General features: G+C 72.0%; 17 protein-coding genes. 2 read left to right on the top strand and 15 right to left on the bottom strand.

Annotated features, from left to right (window positions below):
- Positions 1 to 65: 65 nt before the first annotated feature.
- Positions 66 to 1,412 (bottom strand): ABC transporter substrate-binding protein, encoded by a 1,347-nt coding sequence (locus ACFVTX_RS09255; protein WP_386899302.1) that lies wholly within the window; start codon positions 1,410 to 1,412, stop codon positions 66 to 68.
- A 119-nt stretch (positions 1,413 to 1,531) separates the two neighbouring features.
- On the opposite strand from ACFVTX_RS09255, the gene ACFVTX_RS09250 reads away from it, so the two are divergent.
- Both ACFVTX_RS09250 and ACFVTX_RS09245 read left to right on the top strand, forming a co-directional pair.
- Positions 1,532 to 3,751, top strand: coding sequence for an alpha-galactosidase (locus ACFVTX_RS09250; protein WP_386899301.1), 2,220 nt, complete (start codon positions 1,532 to 1,534; stop codon positions 3,749 to 3,751).
- Positions 3,748 to 5,280 carry a hypothetical protein gene (locus ACFVTX_RS09245; protein WP_386899300.1) on the top strand — a complete coding sequence of 511 codons (1,533 nt, stop codon included), beginning with the start codon at positions 3,748 to 3,750 and terminating at the stop codon, positions 5,278 to 5,280. The genes ACFVTX_RS09250 and ACFVTX_RS09245 overlap by 4 nt, the downstream gene beginning before the upstream one ends.
- On the opposite strand, the gene ACFVTX_RS09240 is transcribed toward ACFVTX_RS09245, so the two are convergent.
- The 14 genes from ACFVTX_RS09240 to ACFVTX_RS09175 form a co-directional block, all read right to left on the bottom strand.
- Positions 5,228 to 6,289 carry a LacI family DNA-binding transcriptional regulator gene (locus ACFVTX_RS09240; protein WP_386899299.1) on the bottom strand — a complete coding sequence of 354 codons (1,062 nt, stop codon included), beginning with the start codon at positions 6,287 to 6,289 and terminating at the stop codon, positions 5,228 to 5,230. The genes ACFVTX_RS09245 and ACFVTX_RS09240 overlap by 53 nt on opposite strands.
- A gap of 58 nt (positions 6,290 to 6,347) precedes the next feature.
- On the bottom strand, positions 6,348 to 6,818 hold the full coding sequence (locus tag ACFVTX_RS09235; protein WP_376941181.1) for an Lrp/AsnC family transcriptional regulator: 471 nt from the start codon (positions 6,816 to 6,818) through the stop codon (positions 6,348 to 6,350).
- 134 nt (positions 6,819 to 6,952) lie between these two features.
- Positions 6,953 to 7,744 carry an ABC transporter ATP-binding protein gene (locus tag ACFVTX_RS09230; protein ID WP_386899298.1) on the bottom strand — a complete coding sequence of 264 codons (792 nt, stop codon included), beginning with the start codon at positions 7,742 to 7,744 and terminating at the stop codon, positions 6,953 to 6,955.
- Between the two features lie 14 nt (positions 7,745 to 7,758).
- Positions 7,759 to 8,652: an ABC transporter permease gene (locus ACFVTX_RS09225; RefSeq protein ID WP_386899297.1), complete on the bottom strand. Its 894-nt coding sequence runs from the start codon at positions 8,650 to 8,652 to the stop codon at positions 7,759 to 7,761.
- A 30-nt stretch (positions 8,653 to 8,682) separates the two neighbouring features.
- The gene (locus ACFVTX_RS09220; protein ID WP_386899296.1) at positions 8,683 to 9,678 is read right to left on the bottom strand and encodes an ABC transporter substrate-binding protein; all 996 of its coding nucleotides are present in this window, start codon (positions 9,676 to 9,678) and stop codon (positions 8,683 to 8,685) included.
- Positions 9,679 to 9,812: 134 nt separating this feature from the next.
- Positions 9,813 to 10,892, bottom strand: a complete 1,080-nt coding sequence (gene hisC / locus ACFVTX_RS09215; protein WP_386899295.1) for a histidinol-phosphate transaminase — start codon at positions 10,890 to 10,892, stop codon at positions 9,813 to 9,815.
- A 217-nt stretch (positions 10,893 to 11,109) separates the two neighbouring features.
- Positions 11,110 to 11,889 carry an alpha/beta fold hydrolase gene (locus ACFVTX_RS09210; RefSeq protein WP_386899294.1) on the bottom strand — a complete coding sequence of 260 codons (780 nt, stop codon included), beginning with the start codon at positions 11,887 to 11,889 and terminating at the stop codon, positions 11,110 to 11,112.
- Positions 11,886 to 12,497 carry an isochorismatase family protein gene (locus ACFVTX_RS09205; RefSeq protein ID WP_386899293.1) on the bottom strand — a complete coding sequence of 204 codons (612 nt, stop codon included), beginning with the start codon at positions 12,495 to 12,497 and terminating at the stop codon, positions 11,886 to 11,888. Before ACFVTX_RS09205 ends, ACFVTX_RS09210 begins: the two co-directional genes overlap by 4 nt.
- 51 nt (positions 12,498 to 12,548) lie before the next feature.
- Positions 12,549 to 14,009: a D-alanyl-D-alanine carboxypeptidase/D-alanyl-D-alanine-endopeptidase gene (locus ACFVTX_RS09200; protein WP_386899292.1), complete on the bottom strand. Its 1,461-nt coding sequence runs from the start codon at positions 14,007 to 14,009 to the stop codon at positions 12,549 to 12,551.
- A 50-nt stretch (positions 14,010 to 14,059) separates the two neighbouring features.
- Entirely contained in the window at positions 14,060 to 15,406 is a 1,347-nt protein-coding gene (locus ACFVTX_RS09195; RefSeq protein WP_386899291.1) for an ABC transporter permease, read from the bottom strand.
- Entirely contained in the window at positions 15,403 to 16,080 is a 678-nt protein-coding gene (locus ACFVTX_RS09190; protein WP_386899290.1) for an ABC transporter ATP-binding protein, read from the bottom strand. Before ACFVTX_RS09190 ends, ACFVTX_RS09195 begins: the two co-directional genes overlap by 4 nt.
- Positions 16,077 to 17,735 carry a hypothetical protein gene (locus tag ACFVTX_RS09185; protein WP_386899289.1) on the bottom strand — a complete coding sequence of 553 codons (1,659 nt, stop codon included), beginning with the start codon at positions 17,733 to 17,735 and terminating at the stop codon, positions 16,077 to 16,079. The genes ACFVTX_RS09190 and ACFVTX_RS09185 overlap by 4 nt, the downstream gene beginning before the upstream one ends.
- Entirely contained in the window at positions 17,732 to 18,706 is a 975-nt protein-coding gene (locus ACFVTX_RS09180) for a hypothetical protein (RefSeq protein ID WP_386899288.1), read from the bottom strand. The genes ACFVTX_RS09185 and ACFVTX_RS09180 overlap by 4 nt, the downstream gene beginning before the upstream one ends.
- 195 nt (positions 18,707 to 18,901) lie before the next feature.
- The gene (locus tag ACFVTX_RS09175) at positions 18,902 to 19,888 is read right to left on the bottom strand and encodes a Gfo/Idh/MocA family protein (RefSeq protein ID WP_386899287.1); all 987 of its coding nucleotides are present in this window, start codon (positions 19,886 to 19,888) and stop codon (positions 18,902 to 18,904) included.
- Positions 19,889 to 19,973: the final 85 nt, after the last annotated feature.

Genomic DNA, 19,973 nt, shown 5'->3' with positions numbered 1-19,973 from the left:
GCTCCTTGGGAGGGCGCGCCGGCTCGCGAGGCCGCTGGACCTCGCGAGCCGACGCGCCCCGTCCGTCAGTCGGCCAGCTTGCGGCCGGTCTGCTGGGCGACCTGGTCGGCCGCCTCGTCGAGCGCCTGCTGGGGGTCGGCCCCCGAGAGCAGCACCCGCGTCTGCGCGTCGGTGTAGGCCTTCAGCGCACGCGCGTAGTCGCTCGTGTAGTTCAGGACGGGCGTGTCCTGCGCGAGCTCGGCGATGAAGATCGCGTTCGGCGACTGTCCGCCGAAGTACTCGCTCGGCGCGGCGAAGCCCTCGGACTCGAGCATCGGCTTGTAGCCGGGGAACATACCGCCGCCCTCGTAGACGAGCTTCTGGCCCTCGAGTGTGCCGAGCGCGAAGTTCACGAACTCCCACGCGGTCTTCTGGTTCTTGCTCGCCGTCGGGATCGACAGGTAGGTGCCGCCGTTCACGGCCGCGGTGATGCCGCCCGGCTCGACCGACGGAGGGAGCCGCACGCCCCACTTGCCCGCCATCTCGGGGGCCTCGTTCTCCATGACGCCGGCCATCCAGCCGCCGGCGGGCATGATCGCCGTGGGCTTCTCGCCGCGCAGCTGCGCGAGCAGGTTGTCCCAGCTGCCCTGGACGTCGCCGACGATGCCGAGGTCGTTGGCCTTCTTGATGAGCTCGAGCGAGTGCACGCCGGCCTCGCCGTTCATCGTGATGTCGCCCTTCTCGTCGAAGTAGAACGAATCCTGCAGTGCGGTCTGGAGCTGCCAGAGCCCGGCGGAGTCGGCCTCGGTCGCCGCCTTGTCCTGGTTGTAGAGCGGGACGCCCGTCTTCTCCTTGATGGTGACGCCGGCGTCGATGAGCTGGTCCCACGTCTCGATCGAGTCGATGTCGATGCCGGCCTGTTCGAAGAGGTCGCTGCGGTAGAAGAAGCCGGTGGCGTTGACCTCGTAGGGAATGCCGTAGACGGCGCCGTCGGCTCCCGAGCCGCTCTTCCACGCGCCGGAGGGGAACTCGGACTCGAGCGACTCCGCGCCGAAGTCGCGGAGGTCCACGAGCTGGCCCGGGAACTTCTCGACGTAGTTGCCCATGTAGTCGATGCCGATGTTCAGGACGTCGGGCAGCCCCTGGCCGCCGGCGGCCATGCCGGTCGTGATCTTCTCCCAGATCGCCGGATTGCCGACGTCCTGCACGTCGACCTCGACGTCGGGGTAGAGCTTCTGGAACGCCGGGATCGCGGCCTCGAGGCCGTCGCCGGGCGCGTTCCACGTCCAGATCGTGATCTTCCCGCCGACTTCGCCTTCGGCGGCCGGCTGACCGTCGGCGGCGTTCGAGCAGCCGGCGAGCGCCGCGGCGGTCGTGACCGCGGCTGCGGCCGCGGCGATGCGCAACGCCTGCCTCGTGGGGGTGAACCTCATTGTTCGCAGTCCTTTCTCGGTGATGCTCCGGTGCATCGCGTCATCCGCGACGATGGTGACAGTAACATATTATCCGTATATATGCAGTACATGGTTGCAAGTTTGCAAAGGAGCAACGCGTGAACACGGAACTTCACCACCTCTACGCCGCCGGAGTCAGCCTCGTCATCGAGACCACGACGTCGACCCTGCCGGTGGTGCACTACTGGGGAGCATGGCTCGGCGCGCTCGACGACCAGGGGCTCGCCTCGGTCGCAGAGCTCGCCCGCGGCATCCGGGTGGGCAACGAACTCGACGTGCCGCGCGGACTCGGCGTCGTCACCGAGGCACGGCAGGCCTGGATGGGCCCGCAGGGCCTCTCGGTGCACCGGGAGGACGGCACCGGTGCGTTCCCCGAGTTCGACCGGGTGAGCACCGAGCGCACCCGCGTCGACTCCCCCGTCGTCGCCGAACGACTCGTGTCGACCGGCACCGAGGTCGATGGCGGGCTCGCGATCACGATCGAGATCGAGCTGCTCGTCTCCGGCCTCGTACGCACCTCGGCGACCGTGCGGAACGACGGAACGGCCGGGTACCGGCTCGACGGGCTCGACCTCGCGCTCCCCGTTCCCGGCCGGGCGAGCGAACTGCTCGACTTCACCGGGCGCCACAACGGCGAGCGCCGTCCCCAGCGTCGCGAACTCGTCGACGGCACCCACCTCCGCGAGGCTCGGCGCGGCCGCACCGGCCAGGATGCCGCGACCCTCCTCGCGGCAGGGACCCCGGGCTTCGACGTCGATCGCGGCGAGGTGTGGGCGACCCACCTCGGATGGTCGGGGAACCAGCGCATGTGGGCCCACCGCTCGAACGGCGGACGCACCGTCCTCGGCGGCGGCGAGCTGCTCCTCCCGGGCGAGCTCCCCCTCGCCCCCGGCGCCTCGTACCGGTCTCCCTGGCTGTACGCGAGCTACGGCGAGGGCCTCGACGCCGCGTCCGCCCGGATCCACCGCACGCTGCGGGCGCGACCGCAGCATCCGCCGGTCGGACGCCCGGTCACCCTCAACACCTGGGAGGCCGTGTACTTCGACCACCGCCTCGAGCCGCTCGTCGAGCTCGCCGAGCTCGCCGCCCGCGTCGGCGTCGAGCGCTTCGTGCTCGACGACGGCTGGTTCGGCGCCCGTCGCCACGATCGAGCAGGGCTCGGCGACTGGACGGTCTCGCCCGAGGCGTGGCCCGACGGGCTCGGCCCGCTCGTCGGCACCGTGCGCGAGTTCGGCATGCAGTTCGGCATCTGGTTCGAGCCCGAGATGGTGAATCCCGACTCCGACCTCGCCCGCGAGCACCCCGAGTGGATCCTCGGCCCGCGGCATCGGGACGCCCCGCTCGCCCGCCAGCAGCTCGTGCTCAACGTCGGTCACCCCGACGCCTTCGCCCACCTCCTCGAGCGGATCGTCGACGTCGTCACCGAGCACCGCATCGACTACATCAAGTGGGACCACAACCGCGACCTCGTCGAACCGATCGACCGCACGAACGGCCGCGCCGGCGTGCACGCGCAGACCCTCGCCGTCTACCGGCTCATGGACGCCGTGCGGGCGGCCTGCCCGTGGCTCGAGATCGAGTCCTGCTCGGCCGGCGGGGGCCGGATCGACCTCGGGGTGGTCGAACACACCGACCGGTTCTGGACGAGCGACTCGAACGACCCGCTCGAGCGCCAGCGCATCCAGCGCTGGACGAGCCTGCTGATGCCGCCCGAACTCCTCGGCGCGCACGTCGGGCCCGCCACAGCGCACACCTCGGGCCGCACCAGCTCGCTCGCCTATCGGGCGATCACCGCGATGGTCGGCAGCTTCGGCATCGAGTGGGACCTGCGCGAGGCGGCGGATGACGAGCTCGACGAGCTCGCCGCGTGGATCGACGAGTTCGTGCGGCTCCGCCCGCTCATCGAGCGGGGCGTCCTGCTCCGCCTCGAGGCGCAGCCCTCCCTCGTCGCGCAGAGCGTGGTCTCCGACGACCGCCGTCACGCGATCGTCACCCTCGCCTCGATCGACACGCCCACCCACCTGCCCGGGCCGGCCGTGCGGCTGCGCGGGCTCGACCCCGACGCGAGCTACCGGGTACGGCGCATCCGCCCGGAGGGTTCCGTCGACGTCACCGCCCGACGGGCGCAGCCCGTGTGGTGGACCGACGGCGCCGTGATTCCGGGGGCCGTGCTGATGGCGGCCGGACTGCCGACGCCCGCGCTCCGGCCGCAGGAGGCCGGGCTCGTCGAACTCGTCGCCGTGGGTGCCGAAGGCGCCGCCCGTGCCGAAGGCGCCGGTGCCGAAGGCGCCGCCCGTGCCGAAGGCGCCGCCCGATGAGCACGCTCCGCATCGAGACCGACGACGCGGCGCTCGCGGAGATGTTCGCGTGGGCGACGAGCACCGCTCGCCGATTCGTCGTGGAGGCCGGCACGACCGGCCCGATCGACGTCTCGGAGGCGACCCGGCCGCCGTACCGGCAGGCGGTGTACCGGCCGGGCTATCACGCGGGGTACGTCTTCCGCAGCGGGTACTACCTGCGCGACTTCGCGCACCAGGCGGTCGGTGCACAGCTGCTGGGGCTCGGCCACGAGAACCGTTCCATGCTCGATTCGTTCATCCGCACCGCCACGCCCGAGCACGGCGGATGGCCCGTGTGGGCGCTCAACTTCGACGGCGTCACCCCGCTCGCGATCGACTATCACGGGCCCGATCGTTTCGTCCGCGAACTCCCCGCTGCGTTCGAGCTCGTCGAACTCGTCCACGTGCTGTACCGGTGGAGCGGCGACCGGACCCTCGGGAGTCACCGGGAGCACTGGCGGCGCACGCTCGGCGAGTTCGTCGCCGAGCGGGACGCCCTGCGCCCGAACGGGGTCGCCGAGGCGGGCGGCCCCGGGATCTTCGACGGTGCGGCGAGCTACAACGAGCGGCCGGGCTCGCACCTCCTCGAGGCCGGCGACGGCATCGCCGCGCAGTACGCCGCCCTGCGGCACGCCGCGGCCCTCGAGGCCGCGCTCGGCGACGCGGCGACCGCCCGCGGTTTCGCGCACGCGGCCGAGGCGCTCGCCGCGGAATTCACCGCACGCTGGGGGCGCGCGCCGACCGTGACGGGTCCGGCCTCATCCGGCGGCAGGGCCGTCTCGGCGTTCGACGGACTCGTGTCGGCCTGGCTCGCCGATGGTCGGCCGGTCGCCGAGTGGCTCCGCGAGGCCACCTGGTTCCTGCCGTTGAAGGGACTGCTCACCGAGGACGACGCCAGGCGCGACGCCGTGCTCGACGAGATCGACGCCGCGTGCCGCGACGCGGCCACCGCCCCGAGCAACATCGAGGCGCTGAGCTACCTGCCCGACGTCTTCCTCCGTCACGGCCGGGCCGACGCCGCCTACGCCTGGATGCGCGAGATCCACGCGCGCCGCGACGACCTCCACGAGGTCCAGCAGCAGGGCGCGAACGGCGACTATCCCGAGCTCGCGTTCGCGCTCGTCGGGCACCTCGTCGCGGGGCTGCTCGGGCTCGAACCCGATGCCGGATCGCGACGCATCTCGACTCGGCCGGCGCTCCCCGCCGGCGTCCACCGGCTGGTGGCGAGCGGCGTGCCGTTCCGGCAGGGCGTCCTCGACATCGGCTGGGCCGAGGGCGAGGGCCACTGGCTCGAGAACCGGACGCCCGACGAGATCCTCTGGAGCCCGCACCGCGGCCGCGACCGTCGGTTCCGCGACCCGCACCTCGCCGTCGCCGCGGGCGAGGGCGACCTCGTCCGGGTGCGGCCCGGCGAGCGGCGCACGGTCCCCGACGCCGCCGATCTCGACCGGGAGGCTACCGCGGCGCGGGCCCGGTCGACTGGCGCAGGCGCAGCTCGGGGTCGATGAGCACCTCGCCCGCGTGCACGCCGCGGTTCTGGATCATCGTGATCAGGGTGCGCACCGAGGTCTCGGCGAGGCTCTCGACGGGCTGGCGCACGGTCGTGAGCGGCGGGTCGGTGAAGTCGAGCAGGTAGGAGTCGTCGTAGCCGATGACCGAGACGTCCTTCGGCACTTCGAGGCCTCGACGGGTCGCCGCCCGCATCGCCCCGAGCGCCATGTCGTCGCTCGAGGCGACGATGGCGGTGACCCCGAGCGGCAGCAGCTCGTCGGCGGCGTGGCGGCCGCCGTCGACGCTGTAGTGGTGGCGCACGACGTAGTCCTCCGCGTCGGTGAGACCGCGGGCGTCCATCGCGTCGAGGAACCCCTCGACCCGGCGATCGGCCGGGGTGTTGCCGACGGGGCCCGCGCACATCCCGATCCGGCGGTGCCCGAGGTCGTAGAGGTGCGAGACCGCGAGCTCGGCCGCACGCCAGTCGTCGGTCGAGACCACGGGGGTCGCCGCCTCGGGGAACCCGCCGTTGACGCTCACGTAGGGGATGCCGCGGCCCTCGAGCAGCTGCCGGGCCATCGGGTCGGCGTTGCGCAGCGTGTTGCTCGCCGAGAGGAACACCGCCGCGGCGATGCCGGCGTCGAGCATCGGCTCGATGTAGTCGCGCTCGATCACGGAGCCCGGCACGACCGGGCAGACGAACGCCCGCAGCCCGTGCGGCGTGAGCTCGCTCTCGATCGCCGTCACCATGGCGGCGAACACCGGCGTCTTCAGTCCGGGCACGAGGATCAGCACGATCTCGCCCTTGACCGGCCGCTCGTAGCCGATCTGCTGCAGCGCGCGTTCGACCTGCTCGCGGGTCGACGCCGAGACCCCGTACTTGCGGTTCAGCACCCGGCTCACGGTCGCCTCGCTGACCCCGGCGATCGCCGCGACCTCGGCGAGACGCACCGTGCCCGCGGGCGAACGCGTGCGGCGCCCGCCCGTCGCTCCGGCCGCGGCGGGGACTTCGGGCGTTTGGTTCATGCGTCCATTCTGGACGACGACCGTCGCCGCGCGCACCGCCGGCCCGCGAGCGCGGCGCTCAGTCGGCCGGCGTCGCCTCGACGAGCGGGATCACGCGGTGCGGGATGGGGGTGTCGAGCACGACGAGCGTCGAGGTGCGTTCGATGCCGGGCACCCGCACGAGCTGGTCGACGACGCGCTGGAGGTCTCGGTTCGAGGCGGCGACGACGCGCACGAGCAGGTCGCTGCGGCCGGTGATGGTGTGCGCCTCGATGACCTCGGGGATGCCTCGGAGCTCGTCGAGCATGAGGTCGCTGCGCGAACCCTGCGCGATCTCGATCTCGACGAACGTCGTCACGGGGTAGCCGAGCGCCGCGGTGTCGATGTCGGGGCCGAACCCGGTGATGATGCCGAGCCGTTGCAGCCGGTCGAGGCGGGCCTGCACGGTGCCGCGGGCGACGCCGAGGCGCCGCGACGCCTCGTACACGCCGATGCGGGGTTCGTCGGCGAACAGCGCGACGAGTCGTGCGTCCAGTCGATCGATGGGCATCGGAACCTCCCCCGTATCCAGCGTACGCGGGCGTTCGCGGGGAGAGGGACGAGCAGGCGACGCCGGCGAAGCATGCGGGGAGCGGGCGGACGACCCCGCGCCCGCCCGCTCCCCTGCGCGGGCTCCGATCCCGCTCAGCCGAGCATCGCGCGGTCGTCGAGGGCCGCGCCCTTGATCTTCGCGAACTCCGCGAGGAGCCCCTGGACGGTCATCTTCCGCTTCTCCGCCTCTGGCAGGTCGAGGATGATCCGCCCCTCGTGCATCATGATGAGCCGGTTGCCCACGCGGAGCGCCTGCTCCATGTTGTGGGTGACCATGAGGGTCGTGAGCCTGTCGCGTTCGACGACCGACTTGGTGAGGCGGGTGACGAGGTCGGCCCGTTGCGGGTCGAGGGCGGCGGTGTGCTCGTCGAGCAGCAGGATGCGCGGCTGCGTGAAACTCGCCATGAGGAGCGACAGCGCCTGGCGCTGACCGCCCGAGAGGAGGCCCACACGCGCCTTGAGCCGCTTCTCGAGGCCGAGCTCGAGGGCGAGGAGCTCCTCCTGGAACCGCTCGCGACGGGCCTTCGTCACCCCGAGGTGGAAGCCGCGGCGCTGCCCGCGCTTGAGCGCGAGCGCGAGGTTCTGCTCGATGGTGAGGTCGGGCGCGGTGCCGGCCATCGGGTCCTGGAAGACCCGGCCGATGTACGCGGCGCGCTGGTAGTCCTTCATCTTCTTGACGGAGCGCTCGTCGATGAGGAGTTCCCCGGAGTCGACGGCGATCTTGCCCGCGATGATGTTGAGCAGCGTCGACTTGCCGGCGCCGTTCGAGCCGATGACGGTGACGAAGTCGCCCTCGTCGAGGTGGAGCGACACGTCGTTGAGCGCGACGCGCTCGTTGACGGTGCCCGGGAAGAAGGTCTTCGTGACGTGATCGATGGTGAGCATGGTCGTCGCTCCTCTCAGGCCCTGACCGCGCGGCGGTTGAGCTGCTTGAAACTCGGGACGCGCTTCAGGAAGCCCCAGCGCGGCAGCAGCAGCGCGGCGACGACGAGCACGGCGGAGATGAGTTTCATGTCGTTCGGGTTGAGGCCCGCGGCCAGTGCCAGGAAGATCACGAGGCGGTAGACGATCGCGCCGACGAGCACAGCGAAGGTGGCGACCCACACCGAGCGTCCGGCGATGATCGCCTGGCCGATGATCACCGAGGCGAGGCCGACGAGGATGAGGCCGATGCCCATCGAGACATCCGCGAAGCCCTGGTACTGCGCGACGAGCGCGCCGCAGAGCGCGACGAGCGCGTTCGAGATCGCGAGCGTCAGGATCGTCGTGAAGTGGGTGTTCACGCCGAAGGAGCGGATCATCTGCTCGTTGTTGCCGGTCGCCTGGATGGAGAGGCCGAGGTCGGTGGAGAGGAACCAGTCGATGGCGAACTTCAGCACGAGGGCGAAGATCGCGAAGATGAGGATGCTCCAGGGACCTCCGAGGAGGCCGTTGTCGCGCAGCGGCGTCATCACGGTGTCCTCCCTGAGCAACGGGAGGTTCGATTTGCCCATGATCCTGAGGTTGATCGACCACAACGCGATCATGGTCAGGATGCCGGCGAGGAGGCCGTCGATTCGGCCCTTCGTGTAGAGCACCCCGGTGACGATGCCGGCGACCGCCCCCGACGCCGCCCCTGCGAGGGTGGCGACGGGGGCGGGCACGCCCTGCACGATGAGCGAGGCCGCGACGGCGGCGCCGGTGGTGAAGCTGCCGTCGACCGTGAGGTCGGGGAAGTTGAGCACGCGGAATGTGAGGTACACACCGAGCGCCATGATCCCGTAGAGCAGGCCGAGTTCGAGTGCGGCGTTCATGCAGGGCCTTCCGGATGTCCCGTGGGCGTCTTATTCGATGGTCTGGTCGGCCTTGGCGACCAGGTCTTCGGGGAGGGTGACGCCCTGGCGCTCGGCTGCGCCGGGGTTGATGATGAGCGAGAGCTCGTCGAGGGTCTCGACGGGCATCTCGGCGGGGTCGGCGCCGTTCTCGAGGATCTCGATCGCCATCTTGCCGGTCTGGTAGCCGAGCTCGGTGTAGTCGATGCCGAACGTGGCGATGGCGCCGCGCTCGACCTGGCCGCCTTCGGCGCCGAACAGCGGGATCTGCTTCTGCTCGGCGATCTGCACGACCGCTTCGAGGCCCTCGGTGACGCGGTTGTCGGTCGGGATGTAGATCGCGTCGACGTCGCCGAGCGACTCGGTGGCCTGGGCGACCTCGCTCGAGTTGGTGACGGTCGCCTCCTTGATCTCGAGGCCGAGCTTGTCGGCGGCCTCCTTGGCGAGTTCGACCTGCACCTCCGAGTTCACCTCGCCCGAGCTGTACACGATGCCCACGGTCTTCGCGTCGGGCACGACCTGGGTGACGAGCTCGAGCTGCTGCTCGACCGGGTTGAGGTCGCTCGTGCCGGTGACGTTGCCGCCGGGCTTCTCCCAGCTGTCGACGAGGCCGGCCTCTGCAGGCTCGGTGACGGCGGTGAAGAGCACGGGGATGTCGACGATCGACTGGGCGGCGGCCTGCGCGGTCGGGGTGGCGATGGCGAGCACGAGGTCGACGCCGTCGGTCTGGAACTTCGCGGCGATGGTGGTGGCGGTGGCCTGCTCGCCCTGCGCGTTCTGCTCGTCGAAGACGATGTCTTCGCCCTCGACGTAGCCGGCGTCGGCGAAGGCCTGCTTGAAGCCCTCACGGGTCGCGTCGAGCGCGGGGTGCTGCACGATCTGGCTGATGCCGATCGAGATCTGGTCGGCGGATGCTCCGGCGTCGCCGCCGTCCGTCGCGCAGCCCGTGAGCGCGAGCGCGCCGGTGGCGAGCAGTGCGAGTCCGGTGAGCTTCGAGTGGGTTCTCATCGTCGGGATCCTCCTCAGGTCCGTGGTGCGGGGTTCCGTGCGCGGGGCGCAGGTCTCTGGGGCGGGCACGGCCGCAGGGAGCGGCCGCCCCGGGTGGGTTGGGGCGGGTGGCGCGGGGCGTCGGTGCGGGCGCGTCAGCCGACGGGCGCGGGGGCTGCGGCCCCCGCGTGCGCCTCGGCCGCGGCGGCCAGGAACCGGTCGTTCGCCTCGGGCGAGCCGATCGTGACGCGGATCCCCTCGCCCGCGAAGGCGCGCGCGACGACGCCGTGCGCCTGCAGCACGCCCTCGACGCGTTCGGTCTCCTCGCCGGTGCGGAGCCAGACGAAGTTGCCGAAGGAGTCGACGAGCTGCCAGCCGGTCTCCCGCAGCCCGGCGGTGACGCGGGCGCGCTCGGCGACGATCTCGCGGATGCGCACCTCGAGCTCGGACTCGGCGTCGAGCGAGGCGATCGCGGCGCGCTGGCCGAGGTCGCTCACGGCGAAGGGCACGGCGACGCGTCGGAGGTTCGCGGCGATCGCGGCTGGCGCGATCGCGTACCCGACGCGGAGCCCGGCGAGCCCGTACGCCTTCGAGAAGGTGTGCAGCACGGCGACGTTCGGGTGGCTGCGGAAGAACTCGAGCCCGTTCGCCGAGCGGGGGTCGTCGTCGAAGTGCACGTAGGCCTCGTCGATGACGACGAGCACCTCGGCGGGCACCTTCGCGAGGAACGCGGTGAGCTCCTCGGCGGTGACGGTGGCCCCGGTCGGGTTGTTCGGGTTGCAGACGAACACGAGGCGGGTGCGCGGCGTGATCGCGTCGGCCATGGCGCCGAGGTCATGACGTTCGTCGGCGGTGAGCGGCACCGGCACGGGCGTCGCCCCGGCGACCTGCACGAGGATCGGGTACGCCTCGAAGGAACGCCACGCGAAGACGACCTCGTCGCCGTCGCCCGCGCTCGCGTGGATGAGCTGCGAGGCGACCTCCACCGAACCCGCGCCGAGGGCGATCTCACCGGGGTCGACGTCGTAGTGCTCGGCGAGTCGAAGGGTGAGCTCGGCGGCGCCGAGGTCGGGGTACCGCTGGATCGACTCGAGCCCGGCGGCGACGGCCGCGACGACGGAGGGCAGGGGCGGGAACGGGTTCTCGTTCGAGGAGAGCTTGACGGCGCCCTGCGCGGCGGGCCGGCCCGGCTTGTAGACGGGGAGCCGGCCGATGACGTCGCGCTGGTGGATCATGTCCCTACTTCCTCGTGGGTCATCGCACGGCGCCCGTCGCCGCTGACGATCCGCAGCCTAGGGAGGATGACGATGGGGCGGCAAAGCGACGTCCGTGCACCCGACAAGGTGCTCGATCTTCACGGCCCGATCCGATTCGAGCTGTACATCTTGTACAGCGAGGTCGCGGCACCCGGTGCGAGCATCCGCACGACCGCGCCGCGCCGCCCGTTCGCCCTCAGTCGCGCAGGAACCCGATCGCCGCGTCCTTGAACGCCCGCGAGGTGAGCGTCGAGACGTGGTCGCGACCCGGCACCGTGACGAGGTCGACGCCCCAGTCGAGCGCGAGCTGCTGCACCCCCACGGGCACGGGGTCGTTCTCGCCGGCGACGAGCAGCGTCGGGATGCTGCCCGGGATGCCGAGCGGCGCCCCCGACACTCCCTCGACGACCGCGAGCAGCGCCTCGCGGTCGGCACCCGCCTCGATCGCGGGCCGGAGCACCTGCTCGATGACCCGGTTCGCGGTCGGCCGGTCGTCGAGGAGCAGGGCGCGCACCTCGTCGAGAGCCCACGTCGCGAAGAGCTCGTTCGGCCCTGCCCCGCCGAGCACGACCCGGCGCAGCCGTTCGGGGGCGATGGTCGCCAGGGCCGAAACCACGCGGCATCCCATCGAGTACCCGACCGCGTCGGCGACGGGCACGCCCGCCGAATCGAGCACGGCGGCGAGGTCGGCGCCGAGCCGGATCGGCGCGTAGTCGGCCGCATCGACGGGCTTGTCGCTGTCGCCGTGGCCGCGGAGGTCGACGGTGACGACCTCGCGCCCGGCGTCGGTGAGGGCCTTCGCCCAGCCGGTGCCCTCCCACGTGATGCGCGCGTCCGAGGCGAAGCCGTGCACGAGCAGCACGGGCGGCAGCGACGCATCGCGACCGGGTGCGCGGTGCACGCGGTAGCCGATGAGCACCCCGTCGGCGCTCTCCGCGTGCAGCAGCGGCGGGCGCGTGGCCTCCGTCGCGATCATTCGGCGGCCCCGGATGCCTCGGCGACGACGCTCGACGTCACGATGAGCGCGCCGGCGTGGCCGAGCTCTGCGAGCGCCGCGGCCGACGACTCGGCCGCGACGCCCGCGACGAGGTCGGTGAGCACCCGCACGTGCTGCCCGTGCTCGAGCGCGTCGAGCACGCTCGCGCGCACGCAGTAGTCGGTCGCGATGCCGACGACGTCGACGTCGGTGATGCCGTGGCGTCCGAGCAGCTCGCTGATCCGGTCGCCCGCGTCGTCGGTGCCCTCGTAGATCGAGTACGCCGGAACCCCCTGCCCCTTGCGGATGTGCACGTCGACCTCGTCGACGGCGAGGGCGGAGTGGTACTCGGCGCCCGCGGTGCCGGCGACGCAGTGCACGGGCCAGGTGTCGACGAAATCGGGTTCGGCCTCGGTCGCGAAGTGCCCCCCGTTGTCGCCCTCGGCCGAGTGCCAGTCGCGGGAGGCGACGATGAGTTCGTAGGCGCCGCGGTGGCGGGCGAGGAGCTCGCTCACGCCCGCGGCGACCGCAGCACCGCCGTCGACGCCGAGCGCACCCCCCTCGGTGAAGTCGTTCTGGACGTCGATGATGAACAGCGCGCGGGTCATGCCTCCATTGTCACCCCGTGCGCGGCGACGGCAACCCGTCGACCGCAGGCGTCACTGGTTCGAGAGGTTGTCGCCGCAGTGGAAGAACGCGGTCGCGAGGGTGTCGATCGCGGTCTTCGCGTCGTCGGTCACGTCGCCGAGGGCGTAGATCGCGAACGTGAGGTCGGTGCCGTCCTCGGCGCGGATGACGCCGCTCAGCGTGTAGCCCGTGTTGATCCACCCCGTCTTCGCGATGACGCGGCCGTCGGCGACCGCGTTGTCACCCCAGAAGCGGTCGTCGTAGGCGAGCGAGCCCCGCTCGCCCGAGACGGGCAGCGAGTCGAGCAGGTACCCGAGGTTCGCCTCGCGGGCGTTGACCTTCACGAAGAGGCGGGTGAGGTACGACGGCGGCACGGCGTTGTCGTTCGAGAGTCCCGAACCGTCGACGACCACGACGCCCGTCGTGTCGACGCCGTACGGCGCGAGCCCCGCGAGCACGCCCGCGTTGATCGCCGCGAAGTCGTTGCCCGAGCCCGTCTCGATCGCCACGAGCCGGGCGAGCATCTCGGCGACCGTGTTGTCGGAGACGACGAGCGCCTTGTCCACGAGCGCCGACACCGGCGGCGAGAGCACCTGACCGAGCTGTGCGGCTCCCGCGGGCGCCGTGCCGCGTTCGATCGTGAGCCCGCCGCTGAGCTCGTCGGCGAAGGCCTCCCCCGCACGCCCGATCGGATCGGCGCTGCGCGCCGAGGTGTTCGAGTACGGGTCGTTGCGGTCGCCGTCGACCATGAGCGCCGTGATGTTCGACATGTAGCCGTCCTCGCGCTCGACGAGGTCCCAGCTCGGCTGCCACTCGTCGCCGCCGAAGTAGCTCGCGTCGAGGATGAGCTTCGTGATCGGCGGGTTCGCCGGGTCGGCCGCCCACGCCGCCCGCACCTGCGCGGCGAGCTCGTCGAGATGCGCGGCGCCGGGGTACGCGGTCTCGTTGCCCGAGGCGGTGCGCGAGAGCGTCACGTCGCCGCCGCCGACGAGCACGACCGAACCGGGCTCGCTGCCCTTCACCACGGTCGTCGCCGCGCGGTATTCGGGGCCGAGCACCGAGAGCGCAGCCGCCGAGGTCAACACCTTCATGACGCTCGCCGTGCGCGACGGCGTCGTGCCGCCGCGGTCGTAGAGCACCTCGCCGGTCGACGCCTTCATCACCTGCGCCTGCAGGTTCGCGAGGCGGGGGTCGGCGGCGGCCGCCGCCACCGAGCAGGTGCGGAACCGGCTCGCCGGCGCGACCACGGCGGGAACCGGGCGCGCCTCGGCCGTCGGGGTCGGCGTGCTGCTCGGCTTCACCGCCGCGGGCGCCGCGGTCGGAGCGCTCGCGGCGCCGAGGGCGACCGCACCCGTTGCGAGCAGCGCGAACACGAGCACGCCGCCGACGATCGCGAGCGGCAGGCGATGCCGCCTGATGAACGCGAGCACGGATGCCACGGGGCCGCCCTGTTCGGGCGGGGCCGAGCTCGCGGCATCCGGTTCTTCGTTCACGCGGGCATCTTACGCGCCCCTTCCTTGGAGCCCCGTTCAGGAAGCGGCGCTCAGACGCCGGCGCGGAGCGCGGCGATCGGCTCGATGCTCGACGCCTTGCGCGCCGGATACGCGCCCGCCGCGAGCCCGACGACCGCGCCGAGGATCGCGGCGCCGAACACCATCGGCAGGTCGATGATGGGCGTCCACTGCTGCACGAGCGCCACGAGCACGACCGCGAAGACGCCGACCGCCGCCCCGATGAGCCCGCCGAGCAGGCCGATGACGACCGACTCGAGCATGAACTGGCGGGCGATCTGCCGTCTCGTCGCGCCGAGCGCGCGCCGCAGCCCGATCTCGCCCGTGCGCTCAGACACCGACAGCAGGGTCACGTTCGCGATCCCGAGGCCGCCCGCGAGCAGCGCGATGACCCCGAGGATGAGGAAGACGACGTTGATGTCGGCCTGCACGCTCTCCTGCAGGTCGGAGCCCGAGCGCGGCGCCTGGACGTCGAAGTTCTCGGGCGCGTTCGGGTCGAGCGCGACGGGGGCCTGCTTCGCGACGAGCGGGCCGGCGCCCGCATCGATGCGCAACTGCAGCTCGCTCGCGCTGCGGAGCCCGAAGTCGGCCCGCGCCGTGCCGAGCGGGAGGATCACCGAGTCGAGGAGGTCGGCCCGGCGCTCCATGCCCCCGACGATGCCGATGACGGTGTACGGCCGCTCGCCGATGAAGATCGAGGGTTGGCTGTCGACGCGGTTGATGCCGAGCTTCTCGGCCGCCCGCTCGCCGACGACGGCGACCCGGTCGGCCCGGGCGTCGTGGCCCGCGTCGAAGTACCGGCCCACGGCGACCTCGCCGCGCACGGCGTCGAGGAGCCCGGGCGAGGTCGCGAGCAGGGTCGGGCTCAGCGTCTCGGGCGCGGAGGGGTCGTTGATCGGCACGGCCGTGATCTGGAGCTCGCCGATCGGCACCTCGCCGATGAGCCCGGCGCGCTCGACGCCGTTCAGGCGTTCGACGCGCTCGGGCGAGTCCCACGGCAGGGTCGTGTTCGCGATCTCCTTGCCGCCCATCGTGTTCGACGTCTCGGGCTTCACGACCGCCTGCGTCGCCGCGACCGCGTCGAACTGGCGGCTGATCTGGCCCGCAGCGGTCTGTGCGAACCCGATGGTGACGACGAGCGAGGCGATGCCGAGCACGGTGCCGAGGGTCGTCATCACGAGGCGCCCGGTGTGCCCGCCGATGCCGTGGCTCACCTCGACGAGGAGGTCCTGCGTCGTGAATCGATCGGCACGCGGGATCGCGGGGATCGCCGCGTCCGCGTCGGTCGCGGCCGCGGCCGCGCCTTCGACGGTCGCCTCGGCCGCCGGGCCGCCGTCGGCCGCACCGCGGCGGAAGCGACGGAGGAAGCCCCGCGTCACAGCTCGCTCACCCGCCCGTCGGCGATGCGGATGCTCCGCGCCGCCCGATCGGCGACGTGCTGGTCGTGCGTGATGACGACGAGACTCAGCCCATCGGCGTTGAGCTCTTCGAAGAGGTCCATGACCTCGCCGGAGGTCTGCTGGTCGAGGTTGCCGGTCGGCTCGTCGGCGAGGATCAGCTCGGGCGAGGCCATCACGGCACGCGCCACGGCGACCCGCTGGCGTTCGCCGCCCGAGAGTGTGGTCGGCAGGAAGTCCATGCGGTGCGCGAGCCCGACCCGCTCGAGTGCGGCCTTGGCGCGTGGCATCCGCTCGCGACGCGGCACCCCGCTGTAGAGGGTGGCGAGCAGCACGTTGTCGAGCACCGTGCGGCGCGGCAGCAGGTGGAAAGCCTGGAAGACGAAGCCGATGGTGCGCGCACGCAGCCCCGCCCGCGCCTCCTCGTCGAGCGCGGCCGTCGACACCCCGCCGAGCCGGTAGTCGCCCACCGTCGGCCGGTCGAGGAGGCCGAGCACGTTGAGCAGCGTCGACTTGCCCGAACCGCTCGGGCCCACGATCGAGAGGTAGTCGCCCCGACCGATCGTGAGGTTCACGCCCTTGAGCGCCTGCACCTCGGGAGGGCCGGGGAAGGAGCGGGTGACATCGACGAGCTCGACCACCGGGGTGGGGCTCATCGGCCGACCACGACCAGGTCGCCCTCGGCGACCTCGCCCGTGATCTCGACGAATCCACCCGCGGCGAGACCCGTCGTCACCTCGACGATGCGGGTCTCGGACCCCTCCTGCACCTCGAGTCGCGATTCGCCGCCCGGCCCAGCGGTGAGCGCCGCGAGCGGGACCGCGAGCACCTCGCCCTCGGTCGCACCGATCGAGATCTTCACCCGCACGTTCTGCCCGCGGAGCGCCTCGACCTGCGCGTCGGTGGGCTTCACCGGTGCGAGCACCACGTCGTAGCGCGGACCCGCCTCGGCGGACTCGCCGCCCGCGGCCTTGCGCGGCTCGACCGAGGTCACCGTCGCCGAGAGCTCGGAGCCGTCGGGCATCGCGAGCGAGGCGACGTCGCCGGCCTTCAGGAGCTTCGCGTCGCTCTCGGCCGCGGACGCCTTGATGGCGAGCGTCGCGCCCGACACGAGCATCGCGGCCGACTGCACGATCGTGCCCCGCTGGACCATGACCTCGTCGACCCGGCGCGGCAGGTCCTGCAGGTAGAGCACCTCGCTCACGGGGAGGAACGCGAGGCGACCGGTCTCGGCCTCCTCGAGGAGCTCGTAGGCGGCGTCGCGCTGCGAGCGCGCCGAGTCGAGTGCGGCCCGTTCGGCGCTCGCGTCGCGTGCCGCGAGGCCCGCATCGCGCTGGACCCGCGCCAGGTTGAGCGCGTCCTCGGCGTCGCCGATCGCGACGGGGTCGCCGGTGGCCTGCGCCGCGGCGAGGGCGCGTTCGGCCGAGCGCACGGCGTTGTCGAGCTGCACCCGTTCGACCGAGCTCGGACCGGACGCCGCCACGGCGAGCGCCTGCTCGGCGGAGGCCACCGACGCCTCGGCGCCGCTCACCGCCTCGCGAGCCGAGCGCACCGAATCGGCGGAGCCGTCGGGCGCCTCGGGCAGCGGGTAGCCGACGCGGTCGTAGAGCGCGGCCACGGCCGCGGCGGTCGCCGAGTCGTAGACGTTCGAGCTGAGGTCGCCGGGGTCGATGCCGATCGCCTGCAGCGCCTGCTTGAGCTGCGTCACGTCGGGCCCGGAGAGCCCCGCGCGGAGGGTGCGGTAGCCGGGGAGTTCGCCCGGCAGCACGATGACGGGGCGTCCGGTGACCTCGAGCGCGATCGCCGCGGGCCCGAGCGTGGTGCCGACCTCGGGCACGCGCCCGGTGACGACCGCCGGGCCCCCGATGTCGCCGGTCTCGAGCTTCACCTCGACCGAGTCGGCGAACGCCGCGTCGCCGCGAATGGTGACGTCGTTCGAGAGCGCCTTGAGCTCGACGGGCACCGTGATGGGGCCCGCGTCGGGGGCTGCCGCGTCGGCGGCGGCCTGCCCGGGCGAGACGATGAGGAAGCTGAGGCCGACGCCCGCGACGAGCGAGGCGATCGCGACGGCCGCGAGCACCCACAGCACGCGGTTGCCGCGCAGCACGCGCCGCCAGCCCTGCACCGCGGGGTCGGCGGGCTCGATCGCCTCGTCGGCCGTCGGTTCGGATGCCTCGGGGGCGACGAGTGCGTCGAAACCGCGCCCCGCGGCATCCGCCCCGTCGACCTCGTCGCCGACCGTCGGCTCGCCGACCGTCGCCTCGCCGACCGGATCGCCGCCGTCGGCCCCCGCGCGACGCCTGCGGATCACTCCTCGCCCTTGGCGTAGGCGGCGACGAGCGCGTCGAGCTCCGACTTGTGATCCTCGATGAACTGCTCCTCGAGGTCGAACTGCGCCCGCAGCTGCACGTTCTGGTAGTCGAGCTTCTTGCCGCAGCGGAAGTCCGCGAGCGCGAGGTCGATCTCCTCCTGCTTGAGCTCGGCGAGCTGCTCCTCGCTCGGGCCCTCGGCGTTCTCGCCGTTCCAGAACTCGTTCTGCTTGTCCATGATGATGGTCTGCGCGTCGCTGCGGGACTTCAGGTCGGGGTACTCGGCGTCGGCCATGCACGCCGACCACTTCTCGTCGAGCGCCACGACGTCGGGGTGCTTCGACTGCTCCTCCCAGAGTGTCGACATCGCCTCGGTGAGGTCGGAGAACTCCTCGTCCTCCCAGTAGTTCTCGCCCTGGATCTCGTGCTGCGCCGCGCCCTCGCAGCCCGAGGTCTCCCAGTTGTACTCGTAGCTACCGTCCTCGCCGATCTCCTCCTCGGTCGGCGGCACGCCGTAGAGGGTGGCGTAGTACGCCTCCTGCTCGGTCGGCGAGAGCGACTCGATGTAGGGCTGGTTCGGGTCGGTGATCTCCTCGGCCTCGGCCTGCTGGGCGTCCATCTCCGCCTGCGTCTGCACGAAGCCCCAGCCGTTCGCCGCGACCCACTCCTCGGTCTCGCGCTCGGCCATCTCCTCCTCGCCGAATGAGGTCATGTACTGCGACTGGTCGACGGGGGTGTACTCGAAGCCCTCCTCCGCCATGCACTCGGCCTTGAACTCCTCGGCCTTCTTCTGGTCGGCGGCCATCTTCTCCTCGTCCCACGAGCCGTTCACGACCTCGAGGTACTTCGAGAGCGGGCTGTCCTCGTAGCTCAGCTTCTCGCTGCCGCCGGGGCCGCCGCTGCAGCCGGCGAGCGAGAGCACGGCGACGGCGGCGAGGGCGGTGAAACCGAGGACAGGGCGGCGTGCGGACACGGGGACTCCTTCGGGTCGGGTGCGCGGGGATCCCGCGTCGGGCGACCGCCGGCGCGGTCGCGTACAGCGTCGGCAGGGCGACGCTGCGGTGAGCCTATCCGCGCGAATGCACGCGACACCATCCGCCCTGGGGATGATTCCGGGTGGGTTCCCGGTACCACTCGGGGTCGAATCAGGGTGAACCCCGAGTCGCGCTCACTCCCCCGGGTAGCGCAGGCCGATCTGCTCGCGAATGCGGTCGAGGGTCTCCATGATGGCGACGCTCTCGCGCGTCGGCAGGATGTCCCCGCCGTCGAGCCGGCCGCCGGCGACGGCCTGCTCGAGGGCCGCCGCCTGGTAGTGCATGCCGCGGCCGTGCACCTCGGAGACGTACGTCTCGATCACCTCGCCGTCGGGGCGCACGAGGCGGAACGTCGTCGGCGAGTACCAGACGGCGTCGATCTCGATCCGGGCCTCGGTGCCGAGCACGACCGCGCTGTTCGGGCCGCGCGTGTTCGACGCCGACAGGGTCGTCGCGATGCGGCCGTCGCCGTAGGTGAAGATCGTCGCGACCTGCGCATCGGCGCCGGTCGGCTTGAACGTCGCGGAGGCCTTCACCTCGGCGGGGGCGCCGAAAAGGTCCCACGCGAACGAGATCGGGTAGATGCCGAGGTCGAGGAGTGCTCCGCCGCCGAGCTCGAGTGCGTTGAGCCGGTGCGCCGGGTCCTCGGGGAGGAGCTGGGTGTGGTCGGCGACGAGGCTGCGCGGTTCGCCGATCGCGCCTGCGGCGATGAGCTCGCGGATCCGGATCATGTGCGGCAGGTACCTGGTCCACATGGCTTCGAGCGCGACGAGCCCGCGGGCCTCGGCGAGGTCGGCGATCTCGTGCGCCTCCCGGGCGTTGAGGGTGAACGCCTTCTCGACGAGGACGTGCTTGCCCGCCTCGAGGGCGAGCGTCGCGTTCGCGGCGTGCATGGGGTGCGGGGTCGCGACGTAGATCGCGTCGACCTCGGGGTCGGCGACGAGCGACTCGTAGCTGCCGTGCACGTTCGGGATCCCGAACTCCGCGGCGAAGCGCGCCGCCGATTCCTCGCTGCGCGAGCCCACGGCCCGCACGTCGAATCCGTTGAGCTTCAGGTCGTTGACGAAGAGACGGGCGATGCCGCCGGTTGCGAGAATGCCCCAGCGCAGTGAGTCGGTCATCGGCCCAGAATACGGCGAAGCGGCGAGTACGGCGAGATCGGAGAGCTCGGCCCTTCGCGGTGGTCGTCCCCGCGGCACCCCCACA

This window comes from Agromyces sp. NPDC058136 (assembly GCF_042884375.1).
Lineage (GTDB): Bacteria > Actinomycetota > Actinomycetes > Actinomycetales > Microbacteriaceae > Agromyces.
The sequence above is the reverse complement of the archived record's forward strand: the minus strand, read 5'-3'. Positions and strand labels throughout refer to the sequence as shown.

Excerpts from the sequence above, each read along its gene's own strand:
- ACFVTX_RS09220 (WP_386899296.1), bottom strand. The coding sequence starts at position 9,678 with ATGAGAACCCACTCGAAGCTCACCGGACTCGCACTGCTCGCCACCGGC.
- ACFVTX_RS09210 (WP_386899294.1), bottom strand. The coding sequence starts at position 11,889 with ATGATCGCGACGGAGGCCACGCGCCCGCCGCTGCTGCACGCGGAGAGC.
- hisC (WP_386899295.1), bottom strand. The coding sequence starts at position 10,892 with ATGATCCACCAGCGCGACGTCATCGGCCGGCTCCCCGTCTACAAGCCG.
- ACFVTX_RS09245 (WP_386899300.1), top strand. The coding sequence starts at position 3,748 with ATGAGCACGCTCCGCATCGAGACCGACGACGCGGCGCTCGCGGAGATG.
- ACFVTX_RS09225 (WP_386899297.1), bottom strand. The coding sequence starts at position 8,652 with ATGAACGCCGCACTCGAACTCGGCCTGCTCTACGGGATCATGGCGCTC.
- ACFVTX_RS09240 (WP_386899299.1), bottom strand. The coding sequence starts at position 6,289 with ATGAACCAAACGCCCGAAGTCCCCGCCGCGGCCGGAGCGACGGGCGGG.
- ACFVTX_RS09230 (WP_386899298.1), bottom strand. The coding sequence starts at position 7,744 with ATGCTCACCATCGATCACGTCACGAAGACCTTCTTCCCGGGCACCGTC.
- ACFVTX_RS09190 (WP_386899290.1), bottom strand. The coding sequence starts at position 16,080 with ATGAGCCCCACCCCGGTGGTCGAGCTCGTCGATGTCACCCGCTCCTTC.
- ACFVTX_RS09235 (WP_376941181.1), bottom strand. The coding sequence starts at position 6,818 with ATGCCCATCGATCGACTGGACGCACGACTCGTCGCGCTGTTCGCCGAC.
- ACFVTX_RS09175 (WP_386899287.1), bottom strand. The coding sequence starts at position 19,888 with ATGACCGACTCACTGCGCTGGGGCATTCTCGCAACCGGCGGCATCGCC.
- ACFVTX_RS09205 (WP_386899293.1), bottom strand. The coding sequence starts at position 12,497 with ATGACCCGCGCGCTGTTCATCATCGACGTCCAGAACGACTTCACCGAG.
- ACFVTX_RS09255 (WP_386899302.1), bottom strand. The coding sequence starts at position 1,412 with ATGAGGTTCACCCCCACGAGGCAGGCGTTGCGCATCGCCGCGGCCGCA.